This is a genomic window from Streptosporangium sp. NPDC002721 (assembly GCF_042888905.1).
GTDB lineage: Bacteria > Actinomycetota > Actinomycetes > Streptosporangiales > Streptosporangiaceae > Streptosporangium.
The window spans coordinates 117,212-143,256 of record NZ_JBIAQI010000002.1; the positions used below are offsets into that span (position 1 = coordinate 117,212).

Sequence of the window (26,045 nt, forward strand, 5' to 3'; positions counted from 1 at the left end):
AGGCTGAGGTGGCCGAGACCGATGGAGACCAGGTGCCGCAGCCGGTCCAGGATCGCCGGGACCGCGAGCGGATCCGCTTCGGCTACCGCGACCGCGACGGGCGGGAGAGCGGCCGGGTCGCCGATCCGTACCGGCTCGCCTCCACCGGGCGGCGCTGGTACCTCGTGGCGTGGGACACCGGCAGGGAGGACTGGCGGACCTACCGGGTGGACCGGCTCAGCGCCCCGCTGGGCACCGGCGTGCGCTTCCCGCCGCGCGAGCCGCCCCCCGGCTACGTCGAGGAGTCGATCGCCGCGCCCGTCAGCGGCCACCGGGCGGTGGTCGTCGTGCACGCGCCCCTGGCCGTGGTCGCCGGGCGCTTCTCGGGGCCCGACTGGGTGCTGGAGGAGCTGGACGAGCGCAGCTGCCTGCTGCGCACCGGCGGTGACTCGCTGGAGTGGCTGGCGCTCACCGTCGGGCAGCTCGGCCTGGACTTCACCGTACGGGAGCCGCCCGAGCTGATCGACCACATCCGGACGCTGGCCGCCCGGCTTCAAGCCTCGGCGGACTCGACGGAGCCGCCGCTGCGCCAGTAGACGTTGTTCTCCCTGCTGAGCATGGCCTCGTCGACCAGATAGCGGCGCAGCGCCGCGTAGTCGTCGTGGAAGGCGCGCAGCGCGACGTTGACCTCCTTCTCGGAGTAGCGGACCCCCGGCTCGAAGACCTGGACCACGTAGTCGAGCACCACCAGCTGCTTGTCGCGCTTGCTGGGGATCGCCCGCAGCCGCCCCTCGACGAGGAAGGACTGCAGCACCCTCTCCTCGGGGGAGACCGGGGCGGCGGGCCTCGCCGTGGCGTGCAGCAGCTCGCGGAAGCGCTCGCGCCGCACCCCCCACTCGCCGCCCTCTCCCCGTACGGCCAGGCCGCCGCGTTCCAGGCGGTCCAGCGCGCGCCTGACCGCCTCCCTGTCGAGGCCGGACGCCTCCTCCGGCTTGCCGCCCAGCGCCAGGGCGGCGAGCACCTTCAACGTGTCTTCCTGGTACAGCAGGCCCAGCACCTGCCTGATCGCGTCGTCGCTCATCTCGCCATTCTCGCCGGTCCCGTCCGGCGTTTCCGCGCCCGGGAGCGGGGGGCGAAGGGTGTCAGAGGCGGTTCAGGCCGATGACGTGGACCACCGCGCGGCCCTCCTCGTCGGAGGCGGCCAGGTCGACCTGGGCGTCGATGCCCCAGTCGCCGTCGCCCGCCGGGTCGGAGACGACCTGGCGGACCCGCCAGAACTCCTTCTCCTCCTCGATGCGCAGCAGGCCGGGGCCCCGGGCGTCCGGGCCGGTGCCGATCTCCTCGTGGTCGTCGTAGTAGGCGTCGAGCGCGGCGCCCCAGTCGACGTCGGGGGCGAGCTGCTCCAGCTCCTGCTCGTTCTCCACCGAGGCCAGCTCGATCAGGCGGAACATCGCGTTGCGGACCAGCACGCGGAACGCGCGGGTGTTGGCGGTGACCGGCCTGGTGTTCTCCTCCAGCGAGGGCGCCTCCACCTCCCCGGTCGGGTTCTGCAGCTGCTCCCACTCGTCCAGGAGGCTGGAGTCGACCTGGCGGACCAGCTCGCCGAGCCACTCGATGAGGTCGACCAGGTCCTCGGTCTTGAGGTGCTCGGGAATGGTCCGCGACAGCGTGCGGTAGGCGTCGGCGAGATAGCGCAGCACGGTGCCCTCGGAGCGGGTCAGCTCGTAGAACTGCACGTAGTCGGCGAAGGTCATCGCCCGCTCGTACATGTCGCGGATGACGCTCTTGGGGCTGACGGTGTAGTCGCCCACCCAGGGGTGGCCGCGCCGGTAGGTCTCGTACGCGCCCAGCAGCATGTCGGCCAGCGGCATGGGGTACGTGATCTCGTTGAGGAGCTCCATCCGCTCCTCGTACTCGATGCCGTCGGCCTTCATCAGCGCCACCGCCTCGCCGCGCGCCTTCTTGAGCTGCGCCGACAGGATCTGGCGGGGGTCGTCGAGGATGGACTCGATGATCGAGACCATGTCCAGGGCGTAGTTGGGCGACTCCATGTCGAGGAGTTCGAGGGTGGCCAGCGCGAAGGTGGACAGCGCCTGGTTCAGCGCGAAGTCCTCCTGCAGGTCGACGGTGAGGCGGGCCATCCGGCCGTGGTCGTCGGGCTCGCTCAGCTTCTCCACCACGCCCCCGGCCAGCAGCGACCGGTAGATCGCGATGGCCTGGCCGATGTGCCGCCGCTGCCACTTGCGGTCCTCGTGGTTGTCGGTGAGCAGGTGGCGCATCGCCGCGTAGCAGTCGCCGGGACGGTTGATCACCGCCAGGAGCATGGCGTTGCTGACCTTGAACCGGGAGTTCAGCGGCTCCGGCTCGGCGGTCTGCAGCTTCTCGAAGGTCTCCTCGCTCCAGCCGACGAAGCCCTCCGGCGGCTTCTTGCGGGCGAAGCCACGCCGCCGCTTGGGGTCGTCGCCGATCTTGGCGAGGGCTTTCTCGTTCTCCACGACGTGGTCGGGGGCCTGGCAGACGACGTAGCCGATGGTGTCGAACCCGGCGCGGCCGGCCCGTCCGGCGATCTGGTGGAACTCGCGGGCGCGCAGCCGCCGCACCTTGTTGCCGTCGTACTTCGACAGCGCGGTGAACAGCACGGTCCTGATCGGGACGTTGACGCCGACGCCGAGGGTGTCGGTGCCGCAGATGACCTTCAGCAGGCCCGCCTGGGCGAGGCGTTCCACCAGGCGGCGGTACTTCGGGAGCATCCCGGCGTGGTGCACGCCGATGCCGTGGCGCACCAGGCGGGAGAGCGCCTTGCCGAACCGGGTGGTGAACCGGAAGTGGCCGATCATGGAGGCGATCGCCTCCTTCTCGGCCTTGGTCGACATGTTGATGCTCATCAGCGCCTGCGCCCGCTCCATGGCCGAGGCCTGGGTGAAGTGGACGACGTAGACGGGGTACTGGTTGGTGGTGAGCATCTCCTCCAGCGTCTCGTGGAGGGGGGTGAGCCGGTAGGAGTAGACGAGCGGGACCGGGCGCTCGGCGTTCTTCACCACCGCGGTGGGCCTGCCGGTGCGACGGGTGAGGTCCTCCTCGAACCTGGTGACGTCTCCCAGGGTCGCCGACATCAGGATGAACTGGACGTTCGGCAGCTCCAGGAGCGGCACCTGCCAGGCCCAGCCGCGGTCGGGCTCGGAGTAGAAGTGGAACTCGTCCATCACCACCTGGCCGATGTCGGCGGCGGCGCCGTCGCGCAGCGCGACGTTGGCGAGGATCTCCGCGGTGCAGCAGATGATCGGCGCCCCGGGGTTCACGCTCGCGTCGCCGGTCATCATCCCGACGTTCTCGGTGCCGAACACCGCGCACAGGTCGAAGAACTTCTCCGACACCAGGGCCTTGATCGGCGCGGTGTAGAAGGTGCGGACGTCCCTGGTCAGCGCGGTGAAGTGGGCTCCGGCGGCGACCAGGCTCTTGCCCGAGCCGGTCGGGGTGGCCAGGATCAGGTTGTTTCCCGACACCACCTCGATGAGAGCCTCCTCCTGCGCCGGGTAGAGGGTCAGTCCCCGCTCGGAGTTCCATTCGACGAAGGCGTCGAAGATGGAATCGGGGTCGGCGTCGATCTCTTCTGGCAGGCGGTCTACGAGGCTCACGGTTCAATACTGCCGAAGAACTTGAGGTGGTCGGACCGGAGGAGGTCGTGGATCACCTTACATTCCCGGTAAACTGCGTGACTTTGTGTAGTTATGGCTGCTTTTTTCGGCATAAATGCTGATCAAATCAGATGATTCCGCCGTTGACGCGAAGTACCTGCCCGTTGACCCAGCGGGCGGGACCGGCGAGGAACGCCACGGCCTCGGCGATGTCCGAGGGCTGCCCGAGCCGTTCGAGCGGCGGCTGGGCGGCGAGCCTGGCGACGGTCTCCTCGTCCTTGCCGTCCAGGAAGAGCGCGGTGGCGGTGGGTCCGGGGGCGACGGTGTTGACGGTGACGTCCCTGCCGCGCAGCTCGCGGGCCAGGATGAGGGTGAGGCCCTCGACGGCGCTCTTGGAGGCGACGTAGGCGCCGTAGCCGGGGAAGGCCAGCCCGACGACCGAGGTGGAGAAGGTGATCAGGGCGCCGCCCCGGCGCAGCCTCCTGGCGGCCTGCTGGGCGACGGCGAAGGTGCCTCGTACGTTGACGCTCAGGATGCGGTCGAGCGTCTCGAGGTCGAGGTCGACGAGCGGGACGGGCGGGCCCATGATCCCGGCGGCGTTGACGACGACGTCGACGCCGCCGAAGGTCTCCTCGGCCGTGTCGAAGAGCGCGGAGACCGCGGCGGGGTCGCTGACGTCGGCCCGCACGGCGAGGCCCTGGCCCCCGGCCGCGGTGGCCTCCTTGGCCGCCGCCCGCCCCTCGGTGTCGTTGCTCGCGTAGTTGACCACGACGGCGTAGCCCTCGGAGGCGAGCCGCTCCACGACCTGGCGGCCGATGCCTCGGGAACCTCCGGTGACGACGGCGACGCGAGCCGGTGCGTTGCTCATGATCTTTCTCCCTTACGAGCTTGTGTACAGTATGTACATATACCCGAATATGAACATAATGTCCACATGTCCATAACGAGGGCGGATATCCGTCACAGGGCGGACGGGACGCGGGGCCCTCCGGAGCGCTCGTCCCGCCGCGAGCCAGAGGAGCCGGAGGAAGTGGAGGAGGCGGGACGGGAGCAGGTGAGTGCCAGGCCCGCCACGATCGCGCCCGCCCCGACCAGGGGAGCCGTCCCCGGCACGAAGCCGGCCACCGTGAGCGTGAGCAGGCCCAGGCCCACCAGCGCGGCCGCCACCAGGACTCTGACCGTCCCGCCGGTGTACGGCCTGGTCGCCGGAGGTGTCTCGAACCGGGCGAACCCCCGCAGCAGCGGCCACATCGCCAGCGCGAGCATGAGCAGCCAGTGCGGCCAGCCCGACAGCCAGGCGGAGGTGCCCGGCTCGGGGGTGGAGATCCCCAGGCCCACCACGACCACCGAGACGATGACGAACAGCGCGCTCATGTGCCACAGGTACAGGGTCATCATCCGGTCGCCGGCCCAGCCCAGCGCCCGCGAGACCCCCGGCCACCCCGCGAGGGAGACGATCGACCGGCGCAGCATGAGCGCCAGCCCGATCTGGCCCACCCCGACCGCGAGCAGCGCGACCGTGGGCGGCGCCATGTTGGAGACGGCCCCCGGCATCCCGATCATGCTGAGCGGGTAGGGGCCGAAGGCCGTCAGCGCCGCGCCCAGGCCGTACCCACCCAGGGCCAGGACCCAGGGGCGGCCCAGGCGGCCGTCGGCGTACAGGAAGCCGAGCTGGTGCACCGCCAGCCAGACCAGCACGATGTTGGGGAGGCCTGCGACGTCCAGGCCGCTGGTGAAGCGCAGGACGTCCACCGCCACGGCCCCCGCCGCCAGGGCGGCGGGCACCCGCCAGCCGTACACCATGTTGAGTCTGAGCATCGGCGGGGTCGCGGCCACCGCGACGAGATAGATCGCCAGGAACCAGAGCAGCTGCCCGGCCAGCCGCGAGGCGGTCAGGACCGGCTGCTCCGGCACGCCGAGCGCGAGGAGCAGATGGGGCAGGGGCAGCCAGACCGCCGCCAGCGGGATCACCGGCCAGGCCAGGCGGCGCAGGCGCCCGGCGAGCCACGCGGGGGTCGCCTCACCGCGCCGCGCCGCGTTCCGCCGGCTGATCGCGTTGGCCGCGCCGCCCGCGAAGAACACCAGCGGCATCACCTGGCTGATCCACGTGATCATCCACCCGTTCCCGGCGGCCAGCGCGTTGCCGGTGGTGATCCGCCCGTCGGCGAAGGACAGCAGCGGCATGCTCCAGTGCTGGAGCACCACCAGGACCATGCCGAACACCCGGAGCACGTCGATGAACGGGTCACGCCCGGCGGGCGCCGGTGCCGTGCGGGATGCCGTACGAGGGGTCGGGATCGTCGCCAGGGGTGATGTCAGGGGCAGCGGTGGAGTCACCGCCGTCATCGTCGGGGGCGATGCCTGGGTCGCTGTCCGGGTCGCTGCCGGGCCGGGGATCACGGCGGTCAAGGGGAGCTCGATTCTCAGGAAGGGATCTCGGGAGGGGCTCGGGAGGTCCGGCGAGGGTTTCGGGGAGGGGGCGCGGCGGGGCTCGAAGGGGCTCGAAGGGGCTCGCGAAAGGGTTCGCGAAGGGGAGGGAAGATCTGGGAGGGGCTCGGGAGGTTCGGCGAGGGTCGCGGAAAGGGGGCTCGTGGCGGGGCTCAGAGGGACTCGAAGGGGCTCGCGAAAGGACTCGCGAAGGGGAGGAAGGATCTCGGGAACGGCGACAGGAGAAGCCTCCTCCCGGGAGCACGGCGGCGCAGTGACGCGCGCAGCAGTCTTCTCGCCGGATCCCCTTACCGTTCCGGGTAGTGCTGACCCCACCCCCGTAAGCGGGCACACAGGGTCGATCGACCGGTCCGGTCCTCGTAGCGTTGACGGCATGAGAACCCTCCTCAGCCGCATCGGCACCGACACCCGCTACCTGGTCGTGGGCTTCCCCCTGTCCATCATCTGGTTCGTCCTGATGGTGGCCGGTTTCGCGGCGGGGGCCGGCGCGGCCGTCGCGTTCGTGGGGCTGCCCATCCTCGCGACGACCCTCCTGGTCGCCCGGGGGTTCGCGGACGTCGAGCGGCGCTGGCTGCCGGAGGTGCTCGGCCGTCCCGTCGCCCGGCCGAGGTACCGGCCCGCCCCGGAGAACGCCGGATGGTTCCGCAGGATGATCAACCCGTTCACCAACGGCCAGTCGTGGCTCGACCTGCTCTACGGCATCGTGGCCTTCCCGATCTCCATCGTCACCTTCGTGCTGGCGGTGGTCTGGTGGGTCGGGTCGATCGCCGGCCTCACCTACCCGCTCTACGGGTGGATCGTCTACGCCATCCCCGGCAACGACGGGGGACTCGGCCTGCTCCTCGGCCTGGGCGGCAGCCTGTGGGTCGAAGTGATCATCAACACCACCATCGGCGTGCTGTTCGCCCTCACCCTCCCGGTGATCGTGCGGGGCGCCGCGCTCGTCCAGGCCGGGCTAGGCAGGGCGATGCTGACCGGGGTCGCCGAGCTGCACGACCGCATCGACGACCTCGCCGAGGGCCGGGCCGCCGCGGTGTCGGCCGAGGCCAACGCGCTGCGCCGGTTGGAGCGTGACATCCACGACGGGCCGCAGCAGCGCCTGGTCTCCCTGGCCATGGACCTGTCGCGGGCCCAGCGCCAGCTCAGGCGCGACCCGGCGGGCGTCGAGCAGATGCTCGGCCAGGCGATCACCTCCACCCGCGAGACCCTGGACGAGCTGCGCGCCCTCTCGCGCGGAATCGCCCCGCCGATCCTCAGCGACCGCGGCCTGGCCCCCGCCCTCGCCGCCCTCGCCGGGCGCTGCACCATCCCCGTGGAGCTGGACGTCCAGGTCGAGGGACGCTTCGCCGCCGCCGTGGAGAACACCGTCTACTTCGTCGTCGCCGAGTCGCTCGCCAACGTCGCCAAGCACAGCCACGCCACGATCTGCACGGTGACGCTCAGCAGGACGGGGGACTTCCTCATGCTGACGATCGGGGATGATGGGGTCGGCGGCGCCCATGTCGCCAAGGGACACGGCCTGTCGGGTCTCGGCGACCGCCTGAAGGCGGTCGACGGCGAGCTGGCGGTCGACTCACCCGTCGGGGGGCCGACGGTCATAGTGGCGGAGGTTCCGTGCGGGTAGTTGTGGCCGATGACGCGGTGCTCATCAGGGAGGGCCTGATCAGGCTCCTGGAGGAGTTCGGCTGCCAGGTGGTCGCGGCGGTGGGCGACGGCGACGGGCTGGTGGAGGCCGTCGCCGAGCACCGTCCCGACGTCTCGGTGGTGGACGTGCGAATGCCGCCCAACTTCACCGACGAGGGGTTGCGGGCGGCGGTGGAGGCGCGCCGGAGGGTTCCCGGCACGCCGGTGCTGATCCTGTCCCAGTACGTGGAGGTGTCCTATGCCGACGATCTGCTCGCCGACGCCAGGGGCGCGGTGGGGTACCTGCTCAAGGACCGCGTCGTGGACGTGGACGACTTCATGGGGGGCCTGCGCACGGTCGCGGCCGGAGGCACGGTCTTCGACCCCCAGGTGGTGGCACAGCTGATGGTGCGACGCCGCCGCGACGATCCCCTCGCCCAGCTCACCCCGCGGGAGCGTGAGGTGCTCGGCCTGATGGCCGAGGGCAGGTCCAACCCGGCCATCGGCCGCCAGCTGGTGGTCAGCGACGGGGCCGTGGAGAAGCACATCCGCAGCATCTTCGCCAAGCTCGGCCTGTACGCCGAGGACGGCGACCAGCACCGGCGCGTCCTCGCGGTCCTGGCCTATTTGCGCTCCTGACCGTTCTCGCGCCCACGCTTCCGCGTTCCCACGCCCTCACACCCACGTTCCCGCGCCCTCACACCCGCGTTCCCACGCCCACGCTTCCGCGTTCCCGCGCCCTCACACCCGCGTTCCCGACCGCGAGGAGGAACAGTGATCTCGGTCTTCGGCAGTGCCAACATGGATCTCGTGGCCTACGTCGACGTCGCCCCCGCGCTCGGCGAGACCGTGACCGGCCGCGCCTTCGGTACGGTCCCCGGCGGCAAGGGCGCCAACCAGGCGATCGCCGCCGCGCGGGCGGGCGCCGAGGTGGCCTTCCTCGGGGCCGTGGGCGACGACGCCTTCGGCGCGGAGCTGCGGCGCACCCTGGCCGGGGCGGGGGTCGACGTGACGCGCCTGCGCACGGCTCCCGGCCCCTCCGGCATCGCCCAGATCGTGGTGGACGGCGAGGGAGGCAACTCGATCATCGTGGTCCCCGGCGCCAACGGGACGGTGACCGCCCCCTCCGAGGCCGAGATCGAGGTCATCTCCCGGTCCGACGTGCTCCTGCTCCAGCTGGAGCTCCCCATCGAGGCCGTCACCGCCGCGGCCAGGGCCGCCCGCGCGGCCGGGACCACCGTGGTCCTCACCCCCGCGCCCGTCCAGCCGCTCCCCGCCGAGCTGCTGGAGGCCGTGGACGTCCTGGTGGCCAACGAGCACGAGGCCGCCGCGATCACCGGTCACGCCGACCACGAGCGCGCCCTGGCGGAGCTGAGGGGCACGGTCGAGTGGGTGATCATCACTCTGGGGTCGCGGGGCGCGCTCACCGCCTCGGGCGACGGACCGGTCGTGCGCGTCGAGGCGCCCAGGGTGCCGGTGGTGGACACCACGGCCGCGGGCGACACCTTCGTGGGCGCCCTCGCCGCGGCCCGCGTCGAGCGGCAGCCCGCCGACCTGGCCGTCCGCTTCGCCACCGCGGCGGCGGGCCTGTCCGTCCAGCGCGCGGGTGCCAGCACCTCGATGCCCACCCGGGCCGAGATCGACCGGAGCCTTCCCGGAGCCGGTGCCTGACCTCGGCGCGCCCGGGCGCGCCGGTGGTTCACGGGTCCGCTCGCGGGCGGCCGCGACGCCCCTCGTCCGGGGGCGTCGGCGCGCCGGGGGAGGGGAGCGTCTAGCCGTTGATCAGGGACGTCTCCGACAGCGTGAGCAGGAAGGCTCCGGCGGAGAGCAGCGCGATCGGCCAGGACCGGCTGATGGCGGACCAGATCGTGGCGGCCAGGAAACAGACCAGCGCGAGAAGCACGAGAACGTCCACGAGAATCCTCCAAAGGGTCACCCCCAGACGATCATCGTCTGGGGCAAGCCCTCACTGCCCCGCGACCATCGGAGGTAACACGCCGCACCCCTGTTTCATCGGGTTTCATCGGGAGGATGTTTTCTGTCGCCCCTCTTTATGGCGATATATCCGACTATGCGCTTTCCCAGAGGGCCGCGGCGGCCTCGGCGCAGGCGACGTCCTGGGAAACGGTGCCGCCGCTGACCCCCACCGCGCCCGCCACCTCCCTCATCTCGCGGCCCGTCCCGCGCCCGTCACCGGGCTCCCCGAGCGGGACGCCGCCGCCGAGGCACACGTACCGGTCACCGGCCAGGCCGTACAGCTCGCCACCGGGCAGGACCAGCTCCGCGAGGTCGGCGGTGGGCATGCGGTGGGCCACCGCCGTGTAGGCCTTGCCGGGGGCCAGGACGGGCCCGGTGATCCGGGCGCCGTCCATCCGCTGGAACGCGATCAGGTGCCCGCCCGCGTCGACCACGGCGACCGAGATGAGCGCGCCCTCCCGCGTGGCCTGCCGCACCGCGGCCTCACACATGCGCAGCGCGAGTTCCAGGTTCACCGATCTCCTCACCGTCTCGAAGCCGTTCCGACGGTCCTCGGCGCGGGGGACCGGGGACGCGTGCGCCGCCGTTCGGGTGGTGTGAGACGTCATAACGATGCGACGCCCGCGCGGGCCCTTCGGAGGACCGGCGCGGGCCGGGATCGTCGTCCCGCGAGGTAAGTGGCACCGCGGGGCGACATTCCGGTGTCGCTCACCAAGAGTGATGTTCCGCATGCTTACGGCTACGATCTCGTCACTGGCGGGACCTTCGAGGTGTCGTCCCGACGTGGGGAGAGGCATGCACAGGCACAACCGCGCGAGCGTCGTTCACCAGCTCAGGTACGCCCTCGGCCATCCGGGGCGGGTCCCCAGGCACCTGAGGCGGCTGGCCAGGGACCTGTGGCTGCGCGTGGGCAACCGTGACCACGTCGCCTACTACCGGGCGGTCATGAGGTCCGACACCGCGCGCAGCCCCCACGCGGCTGTGGGCAGCAGGTCCTACCGGCGCTGGGTCGCCCTGGGGAAGATGCAGTTCGACTATCTCGTACGGCACGGGCTGAGGCCCGAGCACCGCATGCTGGAGATCGGCTGCGGCAACCTGCGGGCCGGGCGGCTGTTCATCGGCTACCTCGACCCCGGGAACTACTACGGCGTCGACATCTCCCCGGACATCCTGATCGCCGCCCAGGAGACCCTGGTCTCCTACGACCTGCGCGACAGGTTCCCCCACCTCCTGCCGGTCAGGGACCTGCGCTTCACCGCCCTGCCCGACCAGGCCTTCGACGTCGTCCACGCCCACAGCGTCTTCTCCCACTCCCCGCTCCACGTGATCGACGAGTGCTTCCAGAACGTCGGCCGGATCGTGAGACCGGGAGGCTGGTTCGACTTCACCTTCGACCGCACCGAGGGCAGGGAGCACCACGTCCTGCGCGAGGACTTCTACTACCGAGCCGAGACCCTGATCGACCTGGCCGCCGCGCACGGGCTCCGGGCGGCCCTCATGGACGACTGGGAGCGGCTTCCGCACCGGCAGTCCAAGATCCGCATCACCTTCCCCGGGCCGGAGACCTCCGACGCCGCTGCCGCCCCGGATCGTGAGAAAGACCACGTCCGGCTCGAAGCGGGGCCTCAGGAACATGCCGGGCACGAAGCCGGTCGGGAGGTGCCGGATCCCGCGGAGGGATCTCGGATATGATCTGGCGCCTCGCGCGACTGATCTGGAGGAACCACCGATGCGGGTCCACGACCTGTCCGCCGGGGGCGACGTGCTGGCCCGCGTGCACGACGTGGCCCGCGAGGCGGCCCGGATCCACGGCCTGACCGACGCCGAGGTCACCCTGGTCAACGTGTCCGAGAACGCCACCTACCGGGTGGACGACCCGGCCACGGGGACGCGGTCCATCCTGCGGGTGCACCGGCTCGGCTACCACTCCACCCCGGCGATCCTGTCCGAGCTGGCCTGGCTGGAGGCGCTGCGCGAGCAGGCCGGGATCCGCACCCCCCGGGTGATCGCGGCTCCCGGCGGCTCCCGGGTGCTGGCCGTCCCCGGCCCCGAGCCGCGCGACTGCGTGATGTTCGAGTTCCTGCCCGGGGCCGAGCCGTCCCAGGGCGACCAGGTGCCCGGCTTCGAACGGCTCGGCGCCCTCACGGCGCGGATGCACCGGCACGCGCGCGGGTGGTCGCGGCCCGGCGGGTTCACCCGCTTCCACTGGGACCACGAGGCCGCTCTCGGCGCCGGGTCGCGGTGGGGCCGCTGGCAGGACGGCCCGGGGGTGGACACCGAGGCGCGGGCCGTGCTGGGACGGCTCGACAAGGAGCTGCGCGAGCGGCTCCGCCGCTTCGGCCGCGGCCCGGAACGATACGGTCTCATCCACGCCGACCTGCGCGCGGCCAACCTGCTCGTGGAGGGTGAGGACCCGCCCGGCGTCATCGACTTCGACGACTGCGGTTTCGGCTGGTACCTCTACGACCTGGCCGCGGCGGTCAGCTTCGTCGAGCACCGCCCGGAGGTTCCCGAGCTGGTCGACGCGTGGGTGCGGGGCTACCGGACCGTCCTGGACCTCCCGGCCGAGGACGAGGCCGAGATCTGGACGTTCGTCATGTTCCGCCGCCTGCTGCTGGTCGCCTGGATCGGCACCCACACCGGCGCCGACATCGCCGCCGAACTCGGCTCCGGCTACACCGAGGGCACCTGCGAGCTGGCCGAACGCTACCTCGGCGGCTCACCGCGCTGACCTCACGCGCCGTCGCCCCCCGTCCCCGTCTCCGTCCGTCGCGCGCGGGCACGGTATTGGCGCACGATGACCGCGCATCGGGAAATCGCTCCTATCCGCCTCCGGTCCCGGGGATACGGAAGGGTGAATGCGAGATGTCGCTCGCATCGCCGTGTGCATAACGGATATTCGGCCAACGGGATTTTCCGGACGGGACCGACGGCTTACCGGTCGTGCTTTTCCCGGCGGCCCTCCGAATCCCGAATGTTTTCCGGCGCCCCGGCCCCGAGGCCGTGCGAGGTCAGGACTTCAGCTCGCGCCTGATGTCCTCGTCGTCCGGGGCCAGCTCCAGCGCGCGGGTGAGATCGGCGGCCGCCTCCCCGTCACGCCCGGCGGCGCGCAGCGCCATCGCCCGGTTGAACAGCAGGGCGGGGTCGTCCCCGGCGTCGAGGGCCCGCGTGAAGTCCGCGACGGCACCCTCGGGGTCGCCGGTCTCGAACGCCAGGAGACCCCGGTTCGCCCAGGCCGCCGCCAGCGAGGGCGCGAGCTGCAGGGCCCGGTCGAAGGCGGTGCGCGCCGGCCCGTACCGGCCCTCCGCGGTCTCCACCTGGCCCAGCGCGCACAGCAGGTACGGGTTGGCGGGATCGATCGCGAGCCCGGCCTCCGCGTCCGTCCTGGCCGCGGCGTAATCGCCGAGCGCGGCCAGCAGCCCCGCCCGGTTGGCCAGGCCGTCCACGAACTCCGGGTCCAGCTCCAGCGCGTGGTCCAGGTCGGTGAGCGCGCCCCGGTGGTCGCCCGTGGAGAAGCGGATCTCGGCCCGGTTGTAGTAGGGCTCGGGGAAGGGCGGGCCGACCCGCATGGCCGTCTCGTAGTCGGCGACCGCCGCGTCCATCCGGCCCAGCCGGTGCAGCAGGTTGCCCCGGTCGATGTAGTAGTCGGGGTAGCCGGGGTCGGCCGCGATCACCGCGTCCAGGTCCTCCAGCGCCTTCTCGGGGCGGCCCAGCATCACGGCGAGCTGCGCCCTGTTGGCGAGCAGCACCAGCCGGTGTATCGGGTGCTCGCCGGGCCGCAGGTCGCGATCGGCCAGGGCGACGGCCTCCTCGACCAGCTCCAGCGCCTTGGCCGGACGCTCGCGCCGCACCTCCACCAGGGCCCGGCCGTTGAGGTCGAACCCCAGCTTGAACGCCCGCTCGCGCGGGTCGGGCAGCAGCGAGGAGATGGCGATCGCCTGGTTCACCAGCGCCAGCGCGGCGTCGGGGTCGCGCCGGGCCCGGTCACGGTGGCGCACCTTCAGCATCCCGGTGGCGTAGGCGGCCGAGGCGTGCACGGAGGGGGAGACGCTCTCGCGCCTGGCCAGGTCGAACAGCGCCTCCGACTCCTCCTCGCGGCCCAGCGCGGCGAGCGCGGTCGCGGTGCTGTGCAGGAGCCGCCACCAGGTCGCGGGATCGCCGTCTGGGTCGGCGAGGCGCAGGGCGCGCTCGCCGAGGTCCACCACGGCGTCGTGGAAGCCCTCGTCCAGGCACCACTGCACCGCGAACAGGAACGCCTCCACCGCCTTCGACGGGTCGCCGCCGCGCTCGCGGTGGTACGGGATCGCGCCGAGCCGCGCGCCGACCGTCCCCTCCCGCTCCAGCTCGTCGGCGAGGGCGTCGTGCCGTTCCGCGTCGAGCGGCTCCTCGGGCGCGCCGCGCTCGCGGGTCTCCACGGTCAGCAGATCCCCGGGGACGCGGCGCCGCAGCACCGCCAGGAGCTCCAGGTCGGTGGGGTCGGCCAGGCCGATGTTCTCGACGACGAGCGTGCGAGGGCCGGTTTCGGACAGGTGCTCACGGACGAACTCGGCCAGGCCGTTAGCCAGGCGCAACGTGCGGCGCGGCGCGTGCACCAGGATCCGTTCCGGGCCGGGCAGGCTCGCGGCCACCGAACGGCGCCGGGCCGGGATCAGATCGCGCAGGTCAGGGGCCGCGGCGCGTAGCTCGATGTCGTAGCGGGCGACGAGCTCTGGACGGGCGGCGGGCAGCAGGGCGGAGAGGATCGCGCCCCCGGCGGTGTACGGCCCGCGCAGGCGCCGGTCCGCGTCCACCACGGGCGGCGGCGGTGCGGGAGGAGACGGGTTGCCTTGCGCGTACGGTCCCCGACTCACCGGACTCCTTTAACTCGATTAGCTGATATTTGATGATATGGCTATGTCGGGGGCCCGGCGCCCATCACTGGACGCCGGATCTGTGATTCCGTCTCAGCCGACGTGCTTAGGGCTCGCGGTGCCACTGAGTGCGATGGTGCCAGGCTTGTGAACAATGACGCGCTTCATTATCGGCCTTCCTCACGAATAACAACAAATTGCCAGTATTCGCAGTAATCGCCCATACTGACAAGATCTATTTCTTATCGTGGCCGGATGCGGACAACCCCCTGGACAGGGGCCGAGCGGTGGTGTTGGCGAATTCGGCGTGACTCACCCGAGACTCGCGCCCGCCCGGACACACCTGTCGCGGGCGGCTTTACCACCCGTCGTACGCACACCGGAAAGCCCGGAAACCGGGGAAATCGGGAAACCGGTCAGGGGGCCACGCGCAGCACGATCTTGCCCTTGGCGCGGCCGCCGGCGAGCCGCTCGTGGGCCGCGGCGGCCTCGTCGAGCGGGAACACCTCCTCGATCTCGGGGGCGATCCGCCCTCCGGCGATCAGCTCGGCGATCTGGGCCAGGGCGGACCCGTCCGGCTCCACCAGGAACGCGCGGGCGCGAAACCCCCGCGCCTCGGCGGTGCCCAGCAGGTCGGGGGAGGCGCCGGAGGGCACCGGGACGAGCAGCCCGCCGGGGCGGAGGACGTCGAGGGAGCGCGTGCTCGTCGCGTCGTGCCCGTCCCCGACCAGGTCGACGACCACGTCCACGTCGCGCACCACGTCCTCGAAGCGGACGGCCGTGTAGTCGACGAGCTCGTCGGCCCCCAGGCCGCGCAGCCACTCGTGCTTGCCCGCGCGGGCGGTGCCGATCACGTACGCGCCGAGGTGCTTGGCGATCTGGACGGCGAGGTGCCCGACGCCGCCCGCGGCGGCGTGGACGAGGACGCGCTGTCCCGGGGCGACCCTGGCGGTGTCCACCAGGACCTGCCAGGCGGTCAGCGCGGCCAGCGGCAGGGCGGCGGCCTCGTCGTGCCCCAGGGAGGGCGGCTTGCGGACGAACTGCCTCGACGGCGCGGTCACGAACTCGGCGTAGGCCCCGGCCTGACGCGGGAACCACGGCATGCCGTACACCTCGTCCCCCACCTCCAGGGAGCACACCCCGAAGCCGGTCTTCTCGACGACGCCGGAGACGTCCCAGCCCAGGATGAAAGGTGGGTTTCCCAGGACCCCGGCCATGCCCGCGCCCGCCCTGGTCTTGAGGTCCACCGGGTTCACCCCCGCCGAGACGACCCGTACCAGCACCTCGGTGGGCAGCGGCTCCGGGCGCTCCACGCGGACCGGGCGCAGCACCTCGGGCCCGCCGAAGGTGTCCTGGCTGATCGCTCGCATAAGGGTCACGATGGCTCTCCCCGATCTCTCGCCGTTCCTTCTGCACGCCGCCCGTGAGGACGGTGTGGATCACGCTACCTTTCCGGGATCCGGCGACCGGGTTGCCCTGCCGTTCGCCGTGCCGGACGCCCTCGCGCCCGGCCGCCGTGAGCGGCTCCCGTAGAAGGTGAGACCCTGGGGCGGTGACAGAACCGAGGAGCCGCTGGACGGACATCGCGGGGAACGACGCCGGGGAGCGGTACGCGCAGAGGTTCGCCCGGCTGGCCGAGTCGGGGGCCGACATGCACGGCGAGGCGCGGTTGTGCGCGGAGCTGCTGCCGCCGGGCGCGCGGGTGCTCGACGCCGGATGCGGCACCGGGCGGGTGGCGATCCGGCTGGCCGAGCTGGGGTACGACTGCGTGGGCGTCGACCTCGACGCGTCCATGCTCGACGTCGCCCGCCGGGCCGCGCCGCGCCTGCCCTGGATCCTCGCCGACCTCAGCGATCTCGGCGACCTCGGTAACCTCGCCGACCTGAGCGATCCCGGCGACCTGAGCGATCTGGGCGATCCCGGTGACCTTGAGAATCACGCCGTACGGGAAGGGGGCTCCTTCGACATGGTCGTCGCCGCGGGCAACGTCATCCCCCTGCTCGCTCCCGGGACCGAGGCGCGGACCGTCGCGGGGCTCGCGGCGCTGCTGCGGCCCGGCGGGCTGCTGGTGAGCGGGTTCGGGCTGGACGCCGCGCACCTCCCGCTCGCCTCGGCGACGGTCACCCTGGCGGACTACGACGACTGGTGCCGGACGTCGGGGCTCGTCCCGCTGCGGCGCCTGGCGACCTGGGACGGCGCCCCCTACGACGGCGGCGGATACGCGGTGAGCGTCCACGCGCGCACCGCGGGCTGACGGGCGGCGCGGGAGTAGTAACTTCATCCCATGCGACTGGGCGTTCTCGACATCGGTTCCAACACGGTCCATCTGCTGGTGATGGACGCGCACCGTGGTGCCCGGCCGCTGCCGGCGTACTCCCACAAGGTGGAGCTGAGACTCTCCGAGCACATGGACGACGGCGACCGCCTGTCCGCGCGGGGCGCCGCGCGGCTGCGGGAGTTCGTCGAGGAGGCGCTGCGGCTCGCGGAGGACAAGGGCGTCGAGGACCTGATGGCCTTCGCGACGTCGGCGGTGAGGGAGTCGGTGAACGGCGAGGAGGTCCTCGCCGGGATCAAGGCCGACACGCAGGTCGACATCGAGGTGCTGTCGGGCCAGGACGAGGCGAGGCTGACGTTCCTGGCCGTGCGCCGCTGGTTCGGGTGGTCCTCCGGGCGGCTGCTGGTTCTCGACATAGGGGGCGGGTCGCTGGAGATCGCCTCGGGCATCGACGAGCAGCCCGACGCGGCGGTGTCGATCCCGCTGGGGGCGGGCCGCCTCACCCGCGACTGCTTCACCGCCGACCCGCCGCCCGCCGACGAGGTACGGGCGCTGCGCAGGCACGTACGGACCGAGATAGCCCGCACGGTCGGCAACGTGTCCCGGTACGGCCGGGCCGACCACGCGGTGGCGACGTCCAAGACGTTCAGGCAGCTGGCCAGGATCGCCGGGGCGGCGCCCTCGAACGAGGGGCCGTCCGTGCGCCGGGTGCTCAGGCACGCGGACCTCGTCGGATGGACCGACCGCCTCATCAAGATGAGCACGAGGGAGCGGGCCGCGCTGCCCGGGGTCTCCGAGGGGCGGGCGCCGCAGCTGCCGGCCGGGGCGATCGTCGCCGACGCCGCGATGGACCTGTTCGGGGTGGCCCAGCTGGAGGTCTGTCCCTGGGCGCTGCGCGAGGGAGTGATCCTGCGGCGGCTGGACGCGATGCCCGAACGTTGAGGTTTACCAGGGCGTCCGCAGGTAAGAGCGGATAGTTATGAACAGCCCTCAGGCTCACGTGGAAGGTGCCGCTCGCAGAGCGGCCAACAGTCAGACGCTCGACAGGCTGGCGCGGGTTGGCCTGGCCTGCCGGGGTGTCCTCTACGGTTTGATCGGTTTCCTCGCCCTGCAGATCGCCTTCGGCGGGGGAAGCGGCGGCAAGGAGGCCGACAAGACCGGCGCCATCGAGATGGTGGCCGAGCAGCCGTTCGGCACGTTCCTGCTCTGGCTCATGGTCGTCGGGTTCGTCGCACTGGTCGTCTGGCAGCTCTTCGAGGCCGTCATGGGCCGCGGGCGGACCAAGGACCGGGTGGAGTCGGGCGCGCGGGTGGCGGTCTACTCGCTGATCGTGGCCACGCTGCTCGGCGTGCTGCTGCGCGGCGACTTCGGGGCCTCGATGGACAGCCAGTCGAAGGACATCACGGCCATGCTGATGGACCTGCCCCTGGGGCAGTTCATCGTCGGCCTGCTGGGTCTGGGCCTGATCGGTCTGGGTGCCTACTGGATCCGCCAGGGCTGGAAGAAGGAGTTCCTCAAGGACCTGCGCACCGGCGAGATGCCCGCGAGGGCGCGAGAGCTCGCCGAGAAGTTCGGCACGGCGGGATACATCGCCCGTGGCGTGATCGCCGCGGTCGCCGGTGTCTTCGTCATCCAGGCCGCGGTCACCTACGACCCCGACAAGGCCAAGGGCATCGACTCGACGCTGCGCTCGCTGGCCGAGACCCCGGCCGGTCCGTGGCTGCTCGGTGCCGTCGCGGTCGGTCTGCTGCTGTTCGCGGCCTACTGTTTCTTCGAGGCTCGCTGGCACCGCGTGTGACGGATGGAACCGCACGGTACGCCAGGTGCGGACACGCAGGTGAGGCGGGCTCTGGCAAGCCTCACCTGTCTATCCGGTAAGTGATCGCATTCCTACTTTTCCGCGACATCTTCTCTGCCGAGCTCCGCGTCTTCCCATCAGTGAAACGGTATCGGAGGGGGCGGTATGGACTCGTCGGAGTACGACGGCAGTGAATGGGTTCTCCGCCTGGCGGGGTCCCCGGACCAGGTGGTCAGAGCCCGCCGCCTGGTCTCGATGACCCTGGGGCGAGACCACCCCCTCCACGACGACTGCGTCCTGCTGACCAGCGAGATCGCCACCAACGCGGTGATCCACTCCCGGTCGGGGGACGGCGGGGCGTTCACCGTCACGGTGGCCTGCTCGGCGGCGGGGGTGCGGGTCTCGGTCCAGGACGAGGGTTCCTCCGAGGCCCCCGCCGCGAGCCGCGCCTCGCTCGACGACGCGACAGGGGGCCGCGGCCTGCCCCTGCTGGACGCGCTGGCCCACCGCTGGGGCCTGGTGCGGGAGGCCGGGGCCAACAAGGTGTGGTTCGAGCTGGTGCCGGAGATGGCCGGGCTACGCGCGGGCAGCCTGGCCGGCGCCCGCTGACGGCGCGACGGCACTCATGACGGGATGAGCCCCTCCAGGAGGCCGTGTCCGCAGCGGACAGGAACCTCCCGCGTCACGGGGTGAGCCTGTCCAAGGAGGCCGTGTCCGCACCGGACGGGAACCTCCCGCGTCACGGGGTGAGCCCCTCCAGGAGTTCGCCGGCCACCTGGAGGGCGGGTCGTTCGTACTCCTCGGCGCGGGCGTGGAAGACCTGCTCGGCCCGGATCGCCGGCCAGTCCGCGGGGAGGTGTTCGGCGGGCAGGTGGGGATCCCGCCGGACGAGTTGCAGCCAGTCGGTGTGCAACAACAGCTGCCGTACGAGGTCGTCCGGCGCGTCGGGGAGTGGCCGGGTGACGTCCCACCTGGTGAGGAAGGCCCGGTAGCGCCGGGCGATCTGCTCGATGTCGAAGGCCTTCGCGACCAGGTCGGCGGCCTCGGTGGGTTTGAACGCCCTCGCGGTCAGCACCGTGACGTGGTCGTCCACGTCCAGCGAGTCGAACACGCCGGTGACGTCCTTCACGCCCGGCGCGATCCACATCCCGCTCTGCAGCGGGCCGAACCCGGCCCAGACGAGCCGGGATCGCAGGTCGTGGCGGGTGCTGCGCCGGCTGTCCGGCAGGGAGAACCCGACGACCGTCCAGGTGCCGTCCCAGTCGCGGTTCACCGCGCCGGTCTCCCAGATCCGCCGGCGACCGTCCCTGAGCACCGCCACGGCGTGCGGGGTGAGCTCCAGGTACGCCCTGCGCCCCACCCGGTACCGGGTCACCAGGTCGCGCTTCACCATGCGGGCGAGCGTGGACCGGACGGCCTCCTCGGAGACGCCGAGGCGGGCGAACACCTCGATGACGCTGCCCGAGGAGATGGCGGTGCCGCGGTCCAGGGCGTAGATGCCGAGGAAGCTGAATATCAAGGACTGCGGGCGCGCCGGTGGCACTGCGGGCGCCGCCGGTTCGTCCTCGCCGCCGATGGTCACACCGGAAGCGTAGACGGATCAGATGTCAGGCACATAATTGACGGACGTCAGATATACGCCCGAGGAGAGCGCATGAACGTCGACGAACTGGTCGCCATAGACGTGCACACGCACGCGGAGGTCTCCGCCGGCGGGCACGCCTCGCTCGGTGACGAGCTGGCCGCCGCCTCGGAGAGGTACTTCAAGGGGCACTCCCGGCCCACGATCCCCGAGACGGCCGCCTACTACCGCGAGCGCGAGATGGCGGCGGTGGTGTTCACCGTCGACGCCGAGCACGCCACCGGGCACCCGCGCATCTCGAACGAGGAGGTCGCGGAGAGCTGCGCCGCCCACGCCGACGTGCTCATCCCCTTCGCCAGCGTCGACCCGTGGAAGGGCAGGGCCGGTGTCCGCGAGGCGCGCCGGCTCGTGGCCGAGCACGGCGTGCGCGGTTTCAAGTTCCATCCGAGCCTCCAGGGCATGGCACCCGACGACCGGGCCGCCTACCCCCTGTACGAGGCGATCGAGGAGATGGGCGTGCCGGCGCTGTTCCACACCGGCCAGACCGGCATCGGCGCCGGCCTGCCCGGCGGGGGCGGGATCCGGCTGAAGTACTCCAACCCGATGCTGGTCGACGACGTCGCCGTGGACTTCCCCGAACTGCGGATCGTCCTCGCCCATCCGTCCTTCCCCTGGCAGGACGAGGCCCTGGCGGTCGCCACGCACAAGCCGCATGTGTACATCGACCTGTCCGGATGGTCGCCGAAGTACTTCCCCCCGCTGCTCGTCCGGTACGCCAACACGCTGCTGAAGGACAAGGTGCTCTTCGGGTCCGACTACCCGATGATCACGCCGGACCGGTGGCTCGCGGACTTCGACGCCCTCGACATCAAGCCCGAGGTCCGCCCGAAGATCCTCAAGGAGAACGCCGTACGCCTGCTCGGGCTCGGCGCTCCCTGATACCGGGCAGAGTATTGACGTTCGTCATGAATGTGCCTAACCTCCGGGCAAGCAAGCGCAGCAGTTCGCTCTCGGACTGAGGAGCTCGGTCATGACGAATCCGTCGGCCCTCCCCCCGAACCAGGTGCAGCTCCGTCGCGCGGTGGCCTCCAGCTTCCTGGGCAGCGTCATCGAGTACTACGACTTCCTGTTGTACGCCACGGCCTCGGCGGTGGTCTTCAGCAAGATCTTCTTCTCCTCGCTCGACCCGCTCACGGCCACGGTCGCCAGCTTCGGCACCTTCGCCACGGGCTACCTCGCCAGGCCGCTCGGCGGAGTGGTCTTCGGTCACTTCGGCGACCGGCTCGGCCGCAAGCGCATGCTGGTCCTGACCATGACCCTGATGGGCCTCGCCAGCTTCCTCATCGGCGTGCTCCCCACCTACGAGCAGATCGGCGCCCTCGCCCCCGTCGCCCTCGTCGTCCTTCGCGTGCTGCAGGGCGTCGCCATCGGCGGCGAATGGGGAGGCGCCGTGCTGATGTCCGCCGAGCACGCGACCAGCCGCCGCGGCCTGTGGGCGAGCTTCACCAACGCCGGAGCCCCGTTCGGCATGGTGCTCTCCACCGGGGCGCTCGGCGGCACCGCGGCCGTCCTGGGCGAGGAGGCGTTCCTGAGCTGGGGCTGGCGGGTGCCGTTCCTGCTCAGCATCCTTCTGCTGGCGGTCGGGCTGTTCGTCCGGCTGCGGGTCGAGGAGACCCCGGTGTTCGAGGCGGCCGGTGGCCGCGCCGCCCGGATGCCGCTGCTGGAGGTGTTGCGCCACCGTCCGAGGGCGCTGGCGCTCGGGGTGGGCGTCGGGCTGTCCGCGTTCGTGGCCCAGGGCACGCTGACCACCTACCTCATCGCCTACGGCGTCCGGACCGGTTTCAGCAGGCAGGCCGTGCTGAACGGCCTCACGCTCTCCTCCGCGCTGGCCGTGGTGGGCATCGTCGCCTGGGCGGCGCTCTCGGACCGGGTCGGACGCCGTCCGGTCGTGCTGGCGGGAGCGCTGCTCATGGCCGCGTTCGGCTTCGCGCTGTTCCCGATGGTGAACACCGGCAGCGTCGTCGTGCTCGTCGTCGCCCTGGTGCTGGGCCAGGCGGTCATCCACCCGCTGATGTACGGCCCGCTCGGGGCGCTGTACGCCGAGCTCTTCCCCACCGGGAACCGCTACACCGGCGCCTCGCTCGGCTACCAGGTCGCCGGGCTCGGCGCGGGCCTGGGCCCGTTGCTCTTCGCCCAGCTGGACGCGTCGTCCGGGGGCGGAAGCACGACGACGATCTCGGCGGTCATCGCCGCCTGCTGCCTGCTCACCGTGGTGTGCGTGCTGGCCCTGCGCGAGACCAGCGGCGACGACCTCACCTCGGACGCCCCCGCGGTCCCCGCCGCCACCGATGCGTAACGCCGGGCTCGGAGGCTGGCCCGCCCGCCGGGCACTGATGAGCCCCGGCCGCACCGCGTTCGTCCTCGCGGACCGGTCGGTCAGCTACGCCGACGTCCACGAGCGGGCGACCCGCCTGGCGTCGCGGATGCGCGGGGCGGGGATCCGGACGGGGGACCGGGTCGCCTACCTCGGCCCCAACCACGTCGCCTTCGCCGAGACCATGTTCGCCACCCACATGCTGGGCGGCGTCTTCGTCCCGCTGAACTTCCGGCTCGCCGCGCCCGAGATCGCCTACATGCTCCGGAACTCGGACGCGTCGCTCCTCGTGTACGACCCCGGCTGCGCGGAGACGGTACGCGGCCTGACCGGCCCGTACACGGTCGTGGCCCTGCGGTCGCCCGCCCCGGGGGAGCACGACTTCGAGACCTGGGTGTCGCGGGGCGACCCCGACCCCGTCGACGTCCCGGTGGCGCTCGACGACGTCGCCCTGATCCTCTACACCTCCGGCACGACCGGCCGTCCCAAGGGCGCGACGCTCAGCCACGCCAACCTGGTGTGGAACTGCTTCAACGTGATGATCGGCGTGGACGTGACGAGCACCGAGGTGACGCTGGTCAGCGCGCCGCTCTTCCACGTCGCGGCCCTGAACCAGACGATGCTGCCGACCTTCCTCAAGGGCGGCACCTCGGTGGTCATGCCGTCGTGGGACGCCGAGCTCTGCTACGACCTCATCGAGAGGCACCGCGTGACGTGGATGTTCGGCGTTCCCACGATGTTCGCCGACCTCGTCCGGTCGCCGCGCTGGGCCGGGGCCGACCTCTCGTCGCTGCGCACCCTCATGTCCGGCGGCGCCGCCGTCCCCGTGACGCTGATCCGCGCGTACCAGGAGAGGGGCCTGGTCTTCTGCCAGGGCTACGGGCTGACCGAGACCGCACCCGGCGCGACCTTCCTGGAGGCGGGCGAGAGCGTGCGCAAGGTGGGCTCGGCCGGGGTCCCGGTCTTCTTCTCCGAGGTACGCGTGATCCGCCCCGATCTCACCCCGGCGCCGGTCGGCGAGCCCGGCGAGGTCCTCGTCCGGGGACCGAACGTCACCCCCGGCTACTGGCGCGACCCGGAGGCGACCGCCGCCGCGCTGGACGAGGACGGCTGGTTCCGCTCCGGCGACATCGCGACCGTGGACGAGGAGGGCCACCTGACCATCGTCGACCGGGTCAAGGACATGTACATCTCCGGCGGGGAGAACGTCTACCCGGCCGAGGTCGAGAACGCGCTCTTCGCGCACCCGGCGGTGGCGGAGGTCGCCGTGGTGGGGACGCCGGACCGGAGGTGGGGCGAGGTGGGCCGCGCCTTCGCCGTGCTCCGCCCCGGTGCCGCCGTCACCCCCGGCGAGCTGACGGACTTCCTCCGTCCCCGGCTCGCGAAGTACAAGATCCCCGCCTCTTTCGAGATCGTCGACGCGCTGCCGAAGACGGGATCGGGCAAGATCCGCAAATCCGAGCTCCGCGACCGCCCCCGCACGGATCGGCCGCCCCCGCCCGGATGAGGGCGGGATCCCGCCACCTTGTCCCGGCCCCGGGTGATCTTGAGCCCCCTGTCACCGGCGGCGGGACGTTCCTCGGGGGCCGGTCCGCTGGTCAGGGGCGTCTCCGGCAGTGTGAGCAGAACCCTGTTATCGGTGGCGGGCCGCTTCGCGGGTGCGGGTGCGGCCCGTTGGCCGGGGACGTCTCCGGCGGCGGGCCGCTTCTCGGTGCGGCCCGCCGGGGTCGGGGGCGTCAGTCCCGGGGGTTCCAGCCGTCGGTGTCCACGTCGAGGCCGAGCTTCCCGGCGACGTCGTCCCACCCGACGAACTTGAAGTTCGTGTTCTCCCTGGCCTCGCCGTCCTCGCCGACCGCCCCGGGCGTGTTCTCGCCGTCGTGGGCCACGAGCAGGCCCTTGCCGAAGCGGCCCAGCGGGACGTTGACCACCATCGAGCCGTCGCTGTGCTCGACGCCGTCCAGCCCGCGGCCCGCGCCGATCCGGAACTGGCCGATGTAGTCGTTGCCCTTCCGGTCGTAGACGGTGAAGGTGTTGTCGCCCTGGCCGGAGGCGAGCAGGTAGCCGTCGCCGTCGTCACCGTGGTAGATCGTGAGCCCCTCGGCGTCGGCCGACAGGTGCCTGCCGCCGTGACCGGGGTCGGCGCCCAGGGCGCACTCCTCGGTCTCGGGGTCGTAGACGCCCGGCCTGCCGTACTCGCGGACCCTGTCGACCAGCTTCGGGGTGCCGGTGAGGTCGGCCCGCATCCGCCAGATGCCCACGTCCTCCTGGGCGGCGTAGAGCACGTCCCGCTCCCCGTCGACGACCATGCCCTCGACCTGGGGCAGTTCGCCGGGCTCCAGGCACGGGGTCCAGGTCGTACGGTCCGGCAGCCGGAACGAGCCGGGCAGGTCCAGGGTGCGCACGAGGCGGTAGCCGACCTTCCCGTGCGCGGTGGCGTTCAGCTTCAGCAGCGCGACGCGCGTCCTGTGCCGCTGGCTGACCAGGACGTAGGTGCCGGTCCCGTCCTGCCAGGTGGCCAGGCCGTACGCGGTCCGTGCCTCGTTGACCTGCTCCTGGCCGGTGTTGAACACGAACGGCACGGCGGGGTCGGTCACGTCGGTGAGCGGTGCCCGCCCGCGTCCCGCGCCGTCCTTGTCGACAGCGTCCCTGTCGACGGCGTAGAAGCGGATCTGGTCCCGGCCCCGGTCGGAGACGACGGCCAGGTCGGCCTTGACGCCGCTGGACAGGCGCAGGCCGTACACCAGGTCGACGTTGTTGAAGCGGCCGGGCTCGTCGTCCTCGCCGGGGGCGGCGGGCGCGGGAACGTGCTGGAGTTGCCTGCCGTCCAGGTCGTAGGCGTACAGGCCGCCCTCCTTGGCGGTGGCCATCACCACGCTCCTGCCCGAGCGGGTGGGGTGCACCCAGATCGCGGGGTCGTCGCCGTTGGCGTTGCCTCCGGCGGCGTCGTCGAACAGGGCGGGGGTCTCGACCCGGGGCTTGACCGTGGGAATCCCGTCGGCCAGCGCGCCGGGCGCGAGCGCCGATCCGGCCAGGCAGAGCGCCAGCGCCGCCAGGCAGAGGCGAGCAGGTGAACGCATGGGCACTTCCTTTTTATGTGAGATATGTGGATATATGTCTTTTTTGATCATTGAGGGATCGCCATAACGGGAAGTTGACGAGAGGGAAACACGGCGCCCGCACGGCGTGATAGGGGAATTAACAAATTCGTACGGGCTTGTCCCCCCGGACCGTCCACGGGCGGCATGCGGCATGCGGCTCGCCGGGGCACGGGTGACGGCGATACGCGCGGGTGACAGTGATATGCGCAGCTGACAGTGATATGCGTGGATACAGCGATATGCGCGCCGTCCGACAGTGGCCACCGGCAACGTGCGCGGGTCGCCGCCGTCGAGGAGGAACCGGTGCCTCACGCCCTCGGGGCCGAGGGGGGCGTCAGACGTTTCGGCAGGAGCACCGCGCTCGTCCCGGCTCGCCCCGCCTCGTGCGCGTCATGGCGAGCCGGAC

23 protein-coding genes are annotated in these 26,045 nt (G+C 71.7%); 13 read left to right on the forward strand and 10 right to left on the reverse strand.

Annotated features, from left to right (window positions below):
- Window positions 1–32: 32 nt before the first annotated feature.
- Complete coding sequence (locus ACFYWM_RS02760) at window positions 33–575, forward strand: WYL domain-containing protein (protein ID WP_389907720.1); 543 nt, start codon at window positions 33–35, stop codon at window positions 573–575.
- On the opposite strand, the gene ACFYWM_RS02765 is transcribed toward ACFYWM_RS02760, so the two are convergent.
- The 4 genes from ACFYWM_RS02765 to ACFYWM_RS02780 all read right to left on the reverse strand — a co-directional run bounded on the left by ACFYWM_RS02765 (window position 533) and on the right by ACFYWM_RS02780 (window position 5,951).
- Entirely contained in the window at window positions 533–1,060 is a 528-nt protein-coding gene (locus ACFYWM_RS02765; RefSeq protein WP_389907722.1) for a DUF2087 domain-containing protein, read from the reverse strand. The two genes, ACFYWM_RS02760 and ACFYWM_RS02765, sit on opposite strands and share 43 nt — an antisense overlap.
- 61 nt (window positions 1,061–1,121) lie before the next feature.
- A complete protein-coding gene (locus tag ACFYWM_RS02770; protein WP_389907724.1) occupies window positions 1,122–3,614 on the reverse strand; it encodes a DEAD/DEAH box helicase in 2,493 nt (830 codons plus the stop codon).
- 127 nt (window positions 3,615–3,741) lie between these two features.
- The gene (locus tag ACFYWM_RS02775) at window positions 3,742–4,482 is read right to left on the reverse strand and encodes an SDR family oxidoreductase (RefSeq protein WP_389907726.1); all 741 of its coding nucleotides are present in this window, start codon (window positions 4,480–4,482) and stop codon (window positions 3,742–3,744) included.
- 92 nt (window positions 4,483–4,574) lie between these two features.
- Entirely contained in the window at window positions 4,575–5,951 is a 1,377-nt protein-coding gene (locus ACFYWM_RS02780) for an acyltransferase (RefSeq protein WP_389907728.1), read from the reverse strand.
- A gap of 484 nt (window positions 5,952–6,435) precedes the next feature.
- Here ACFYWM_RS02780 and ACFYWM_RS02785 point away from each other — a divergent pair, with 484 nt between their 5' ends.
- The 3 genes from ACFYWM_RS02785 (at window position 6,436) to ACFYWM_RS02795 (ending at window position 9,356) form a co-directional block, all read left to right on the forward strand.
- Entirely contained in the window at window positions 6,436–7,686 is a 1,251-nt protein-coding gene (locus tag ACFYWM_RS02785; protein WP_389907730.1) for a sensor histidine kinase, read from the forward strand.
- On the forward strand, window positions 7,677–8,324 hold the full coding sequence (locus ACFYWM_RS02790; protein ID WP_389907732.1) for a response regulator: 648 nt from the start codon (window positions 7,677–7,679) through the stop codon (window positions 8,322–8,324). The genes ACFYWM_RS02785 and ACFYWM_RS02790 overlap by 10 nt, the downstream gene beginning before the upstream one ends.
- Before the next feature lie 135 nt (window positions 8,325–8,459).
- Window positions 8,460–9,356: a ribokinase gene (locus ACFYWM_RS02795; RefSeq protein ID WP_389907734.1), complete on the forward strand. Its 897-nt coding sequence runs from the start codon at window positions 8,460–8,462 to the stop codon at window positions 9,354–9,356.
- Window positions 9,357–9,456: 100 nt separating this feature from the next.
- Here ACFYWM_RS02795 and ACFYWM_RS02800 read toward each other — a convergent pair whose 3' ends face one another.
- On the reverse strand, window positions 9,457–9,600 hold the full coding sequence (locus ACFYWM_RS02800; RefSeq protein ID WP_362872268.1) for a hypothetical protein: 144 nt from the start codon (window positions 9,598–9,600) through the stop codon (window positions 9,457–9,459).
- A 154-nt stretch (window positions 9,601–9,754) separates the two neighbouring features.
- Window positions 9,755–10,177, reverse strand: coding sequence for a heme-binding protein (locus tag ACFYWM_RS02805; RefSeq protein WP_389907736.1), 423 nt, complete (start codon window positions 10,175–10,177; stop codon window positions 9,755–9,757).
- A gap of 280 nt (window positions 10,178–10,457) precedes the next feature.
- On the opposite strand from ACFYWM_RS02805, the gene ACFYWM_RS02810 reads away from it, so the two are divergent.
- Together ACFYWM_RS02810 and ACFYWM_RS02815 are read left to right on the forward strand one after the other, a co-directional pair.
- Complete coding sequence (locus tag ACFYWM_RS02810) at window positions 10,458–11,354, forward strand: class I SAM-dependent DNA methyltransferase (RefSeq protein WP_389907738.1); 897 nt, start codon at window positions 10,458–10,460, stop codon at window positions 11,352–11,354.
- 37 nt (window positions 11,355–11,391) lie between these two features.
- On the forward strand, window positions 11,392–12,393 hold the full coding sequence (locus ACFYWM_RS02815; RefSeq protein WP_389907740.1) for a phosphotransferase enzyme family protein: 1,002 nt from the start codon (window positions 11,392–11,394) through the stop codon (window positions 12,391–12,393).
- Between the two features lie 280 nt (window positions 12,394–12,673).
- On the opposite strand, the gene ACFYWM_RS02820 is transcribed toward ACFYWM_RS02815, so the two are convergent.
- Window positions 12,674–14,512 (reverse strand): tetratricopeptide repeat protein, encoded by a 1,839-nt coding sequence (locus ACFYWM_RS02820; protein WP_389907742.1) that lies wholly within the window; start codon window positions 14,510–14,512, stop codon window positions 12,674–12,676.
- Window positions 14,513–14,928: 416 nt separating this feature from the next.
- Complete coding sequence (locus ACFYWM_RS02825) at window positions 14,929–15,882, reverse strand: NADP-dependent oxidoreductase (RefSeq protein ID WP_389908258.1); 954 nt, start codon at window positions 15,880–15,882, stop codon at window positions 14,929–14,931.
- Between the two features lie 182 nt (window positions 15,883–16,064).
- Here ACFYWM_RS02825 and ACFYWM_RS02830 point away from each other — a divergent pair, with 182 nt between their 5' ends.
- From ACFYWM_RS02830 to ACFYWM_RS02845, 4 genes are all read left to right on the forward strand, one after another.
- A complete protein-coding gene (locus ACFYWM_RS02830) occupies window positions 16,065–16,766 on the forward strand; it encodes a class I SAM-dependent methyltransferase (RefSeq protein ID WP_389907744.1) in 702 nt (233 codons plus the stop codon).
- Window positions 16,767–16,796: 30 nt separating this feature from the next.
- On the forward strand, window positions 16,797–17,729 hold the full coding sequence (locus tag ACFYWM_RS02835; RefSeq protein ID WP_389907746.1) for a Ppx/GppA family phosphatase: 933 nt from the start codon (window positions 16,797–16,799) through the stop codon (window positions 17,727–17,729).
- A gap of 37 nt (window positions 17,730–17,766) precedes the next feature.
- A complete protein-coding gene (locus ACFYWM_RS02840; protein WP_389907748.1) occupies window positions 17,767–18,585 on the forward strand; it encodes a DUF1206 domain-containing protein in 819 nt (272 codons plus the stop codon).
- A gap of 165 nt (window positions 18,586–18,750) precedes the next feature.
- A complete protein-coding gene (locus tag ACFYWM_RS02845; protein ID WP_389907750.1) occupies window positions 18,751–19,194 on the forward strand; it encodes an ATP-binding protein in 444 nt (147 codons plus the stop codon).
- 130 nt (window positions 19,195–19,324) lie between these two features.
- Here the strand turns inward: ACFYWM_RS02845 and ACFYWM_RS02850 are convergent, their stop codons facing one another.
- On the reverse strand, window positions 19,325–20,167 hold the full coding sequence (locus ACFYWM_RS02850) for a PaaX family transcriptional regulator C-terminal domain-containing protein (protein ID WP_389907752.1): 843 nt from the start codon (window positions 20,165–20,167) through the stop codon (window positions 19,325–19,327).
- A gap of 72 nt (window positions 20,168–20,239) precedes the next feature.
- On the opposite strand from ACFYWM_RS02850, the gene ACFYWM_RS02855 reads away from it, so the two are divergent.
- From ACFYWM_RS02855 to ACFYWM_RS02865, 3 genes are all read left to right on the forward strand, one after another.
- Complete coding sequence (locus ACFYWM_RS02855; protein WP_389907754.1) at window positions 20,240–21,106, forward strand: amidohydrolase family protein; 867 nt, start codon at window positions 20,240–20,242, stop codon at window positions 21,104–21,106.
- 91 nt (window positions 21,107–21,197) lie between these two features.
- A complete protein-coding gene (locus ACFYWM_RS02860; RefSeq protein WP_389907756.1) occupies window positions 21,198–22,523 on the forward strand; it encodes an MFS transporter in 1,326 nt (441 codons plus the stop codon).
- A complete protein-coding gene (locus ACFYWM_RS02865; protein WP_389907758.1) occupies window positions 22,516–24,048 on the forward strand; it encodes a long-chain fatty acid--CoA ligase in 1,533 nt (510 codons plus the stop codon). The genes ACFYWM_RS02860 and ACFYWM_RS02865 overlap by 8 nt, the downstream gene beginning before the upstream one ends.
- A 229-nt stretch (window positions 24,049–24,277) precedes the next feature.
- On the opposite strand, the gene ACFYWM_RS02870 is transcribed toward ACFYWM_RS02865, so the two are convergent.
- Window positions 24,278–25,618 carry a phytase gene (locus tag ACFYWM_RS02870; RefSeq protein ID WP_389907760.1) on the reverse strand — a complete coding sequence of 447 codons (1,341 nt, stop codon included), beginning with the start codon at window positions 25,616–25,618 and terminating at the stop codon, window positions 24,278–24,280.
- Window positions 25,619–26,045 lie beyond the last annotated feature (427 nt).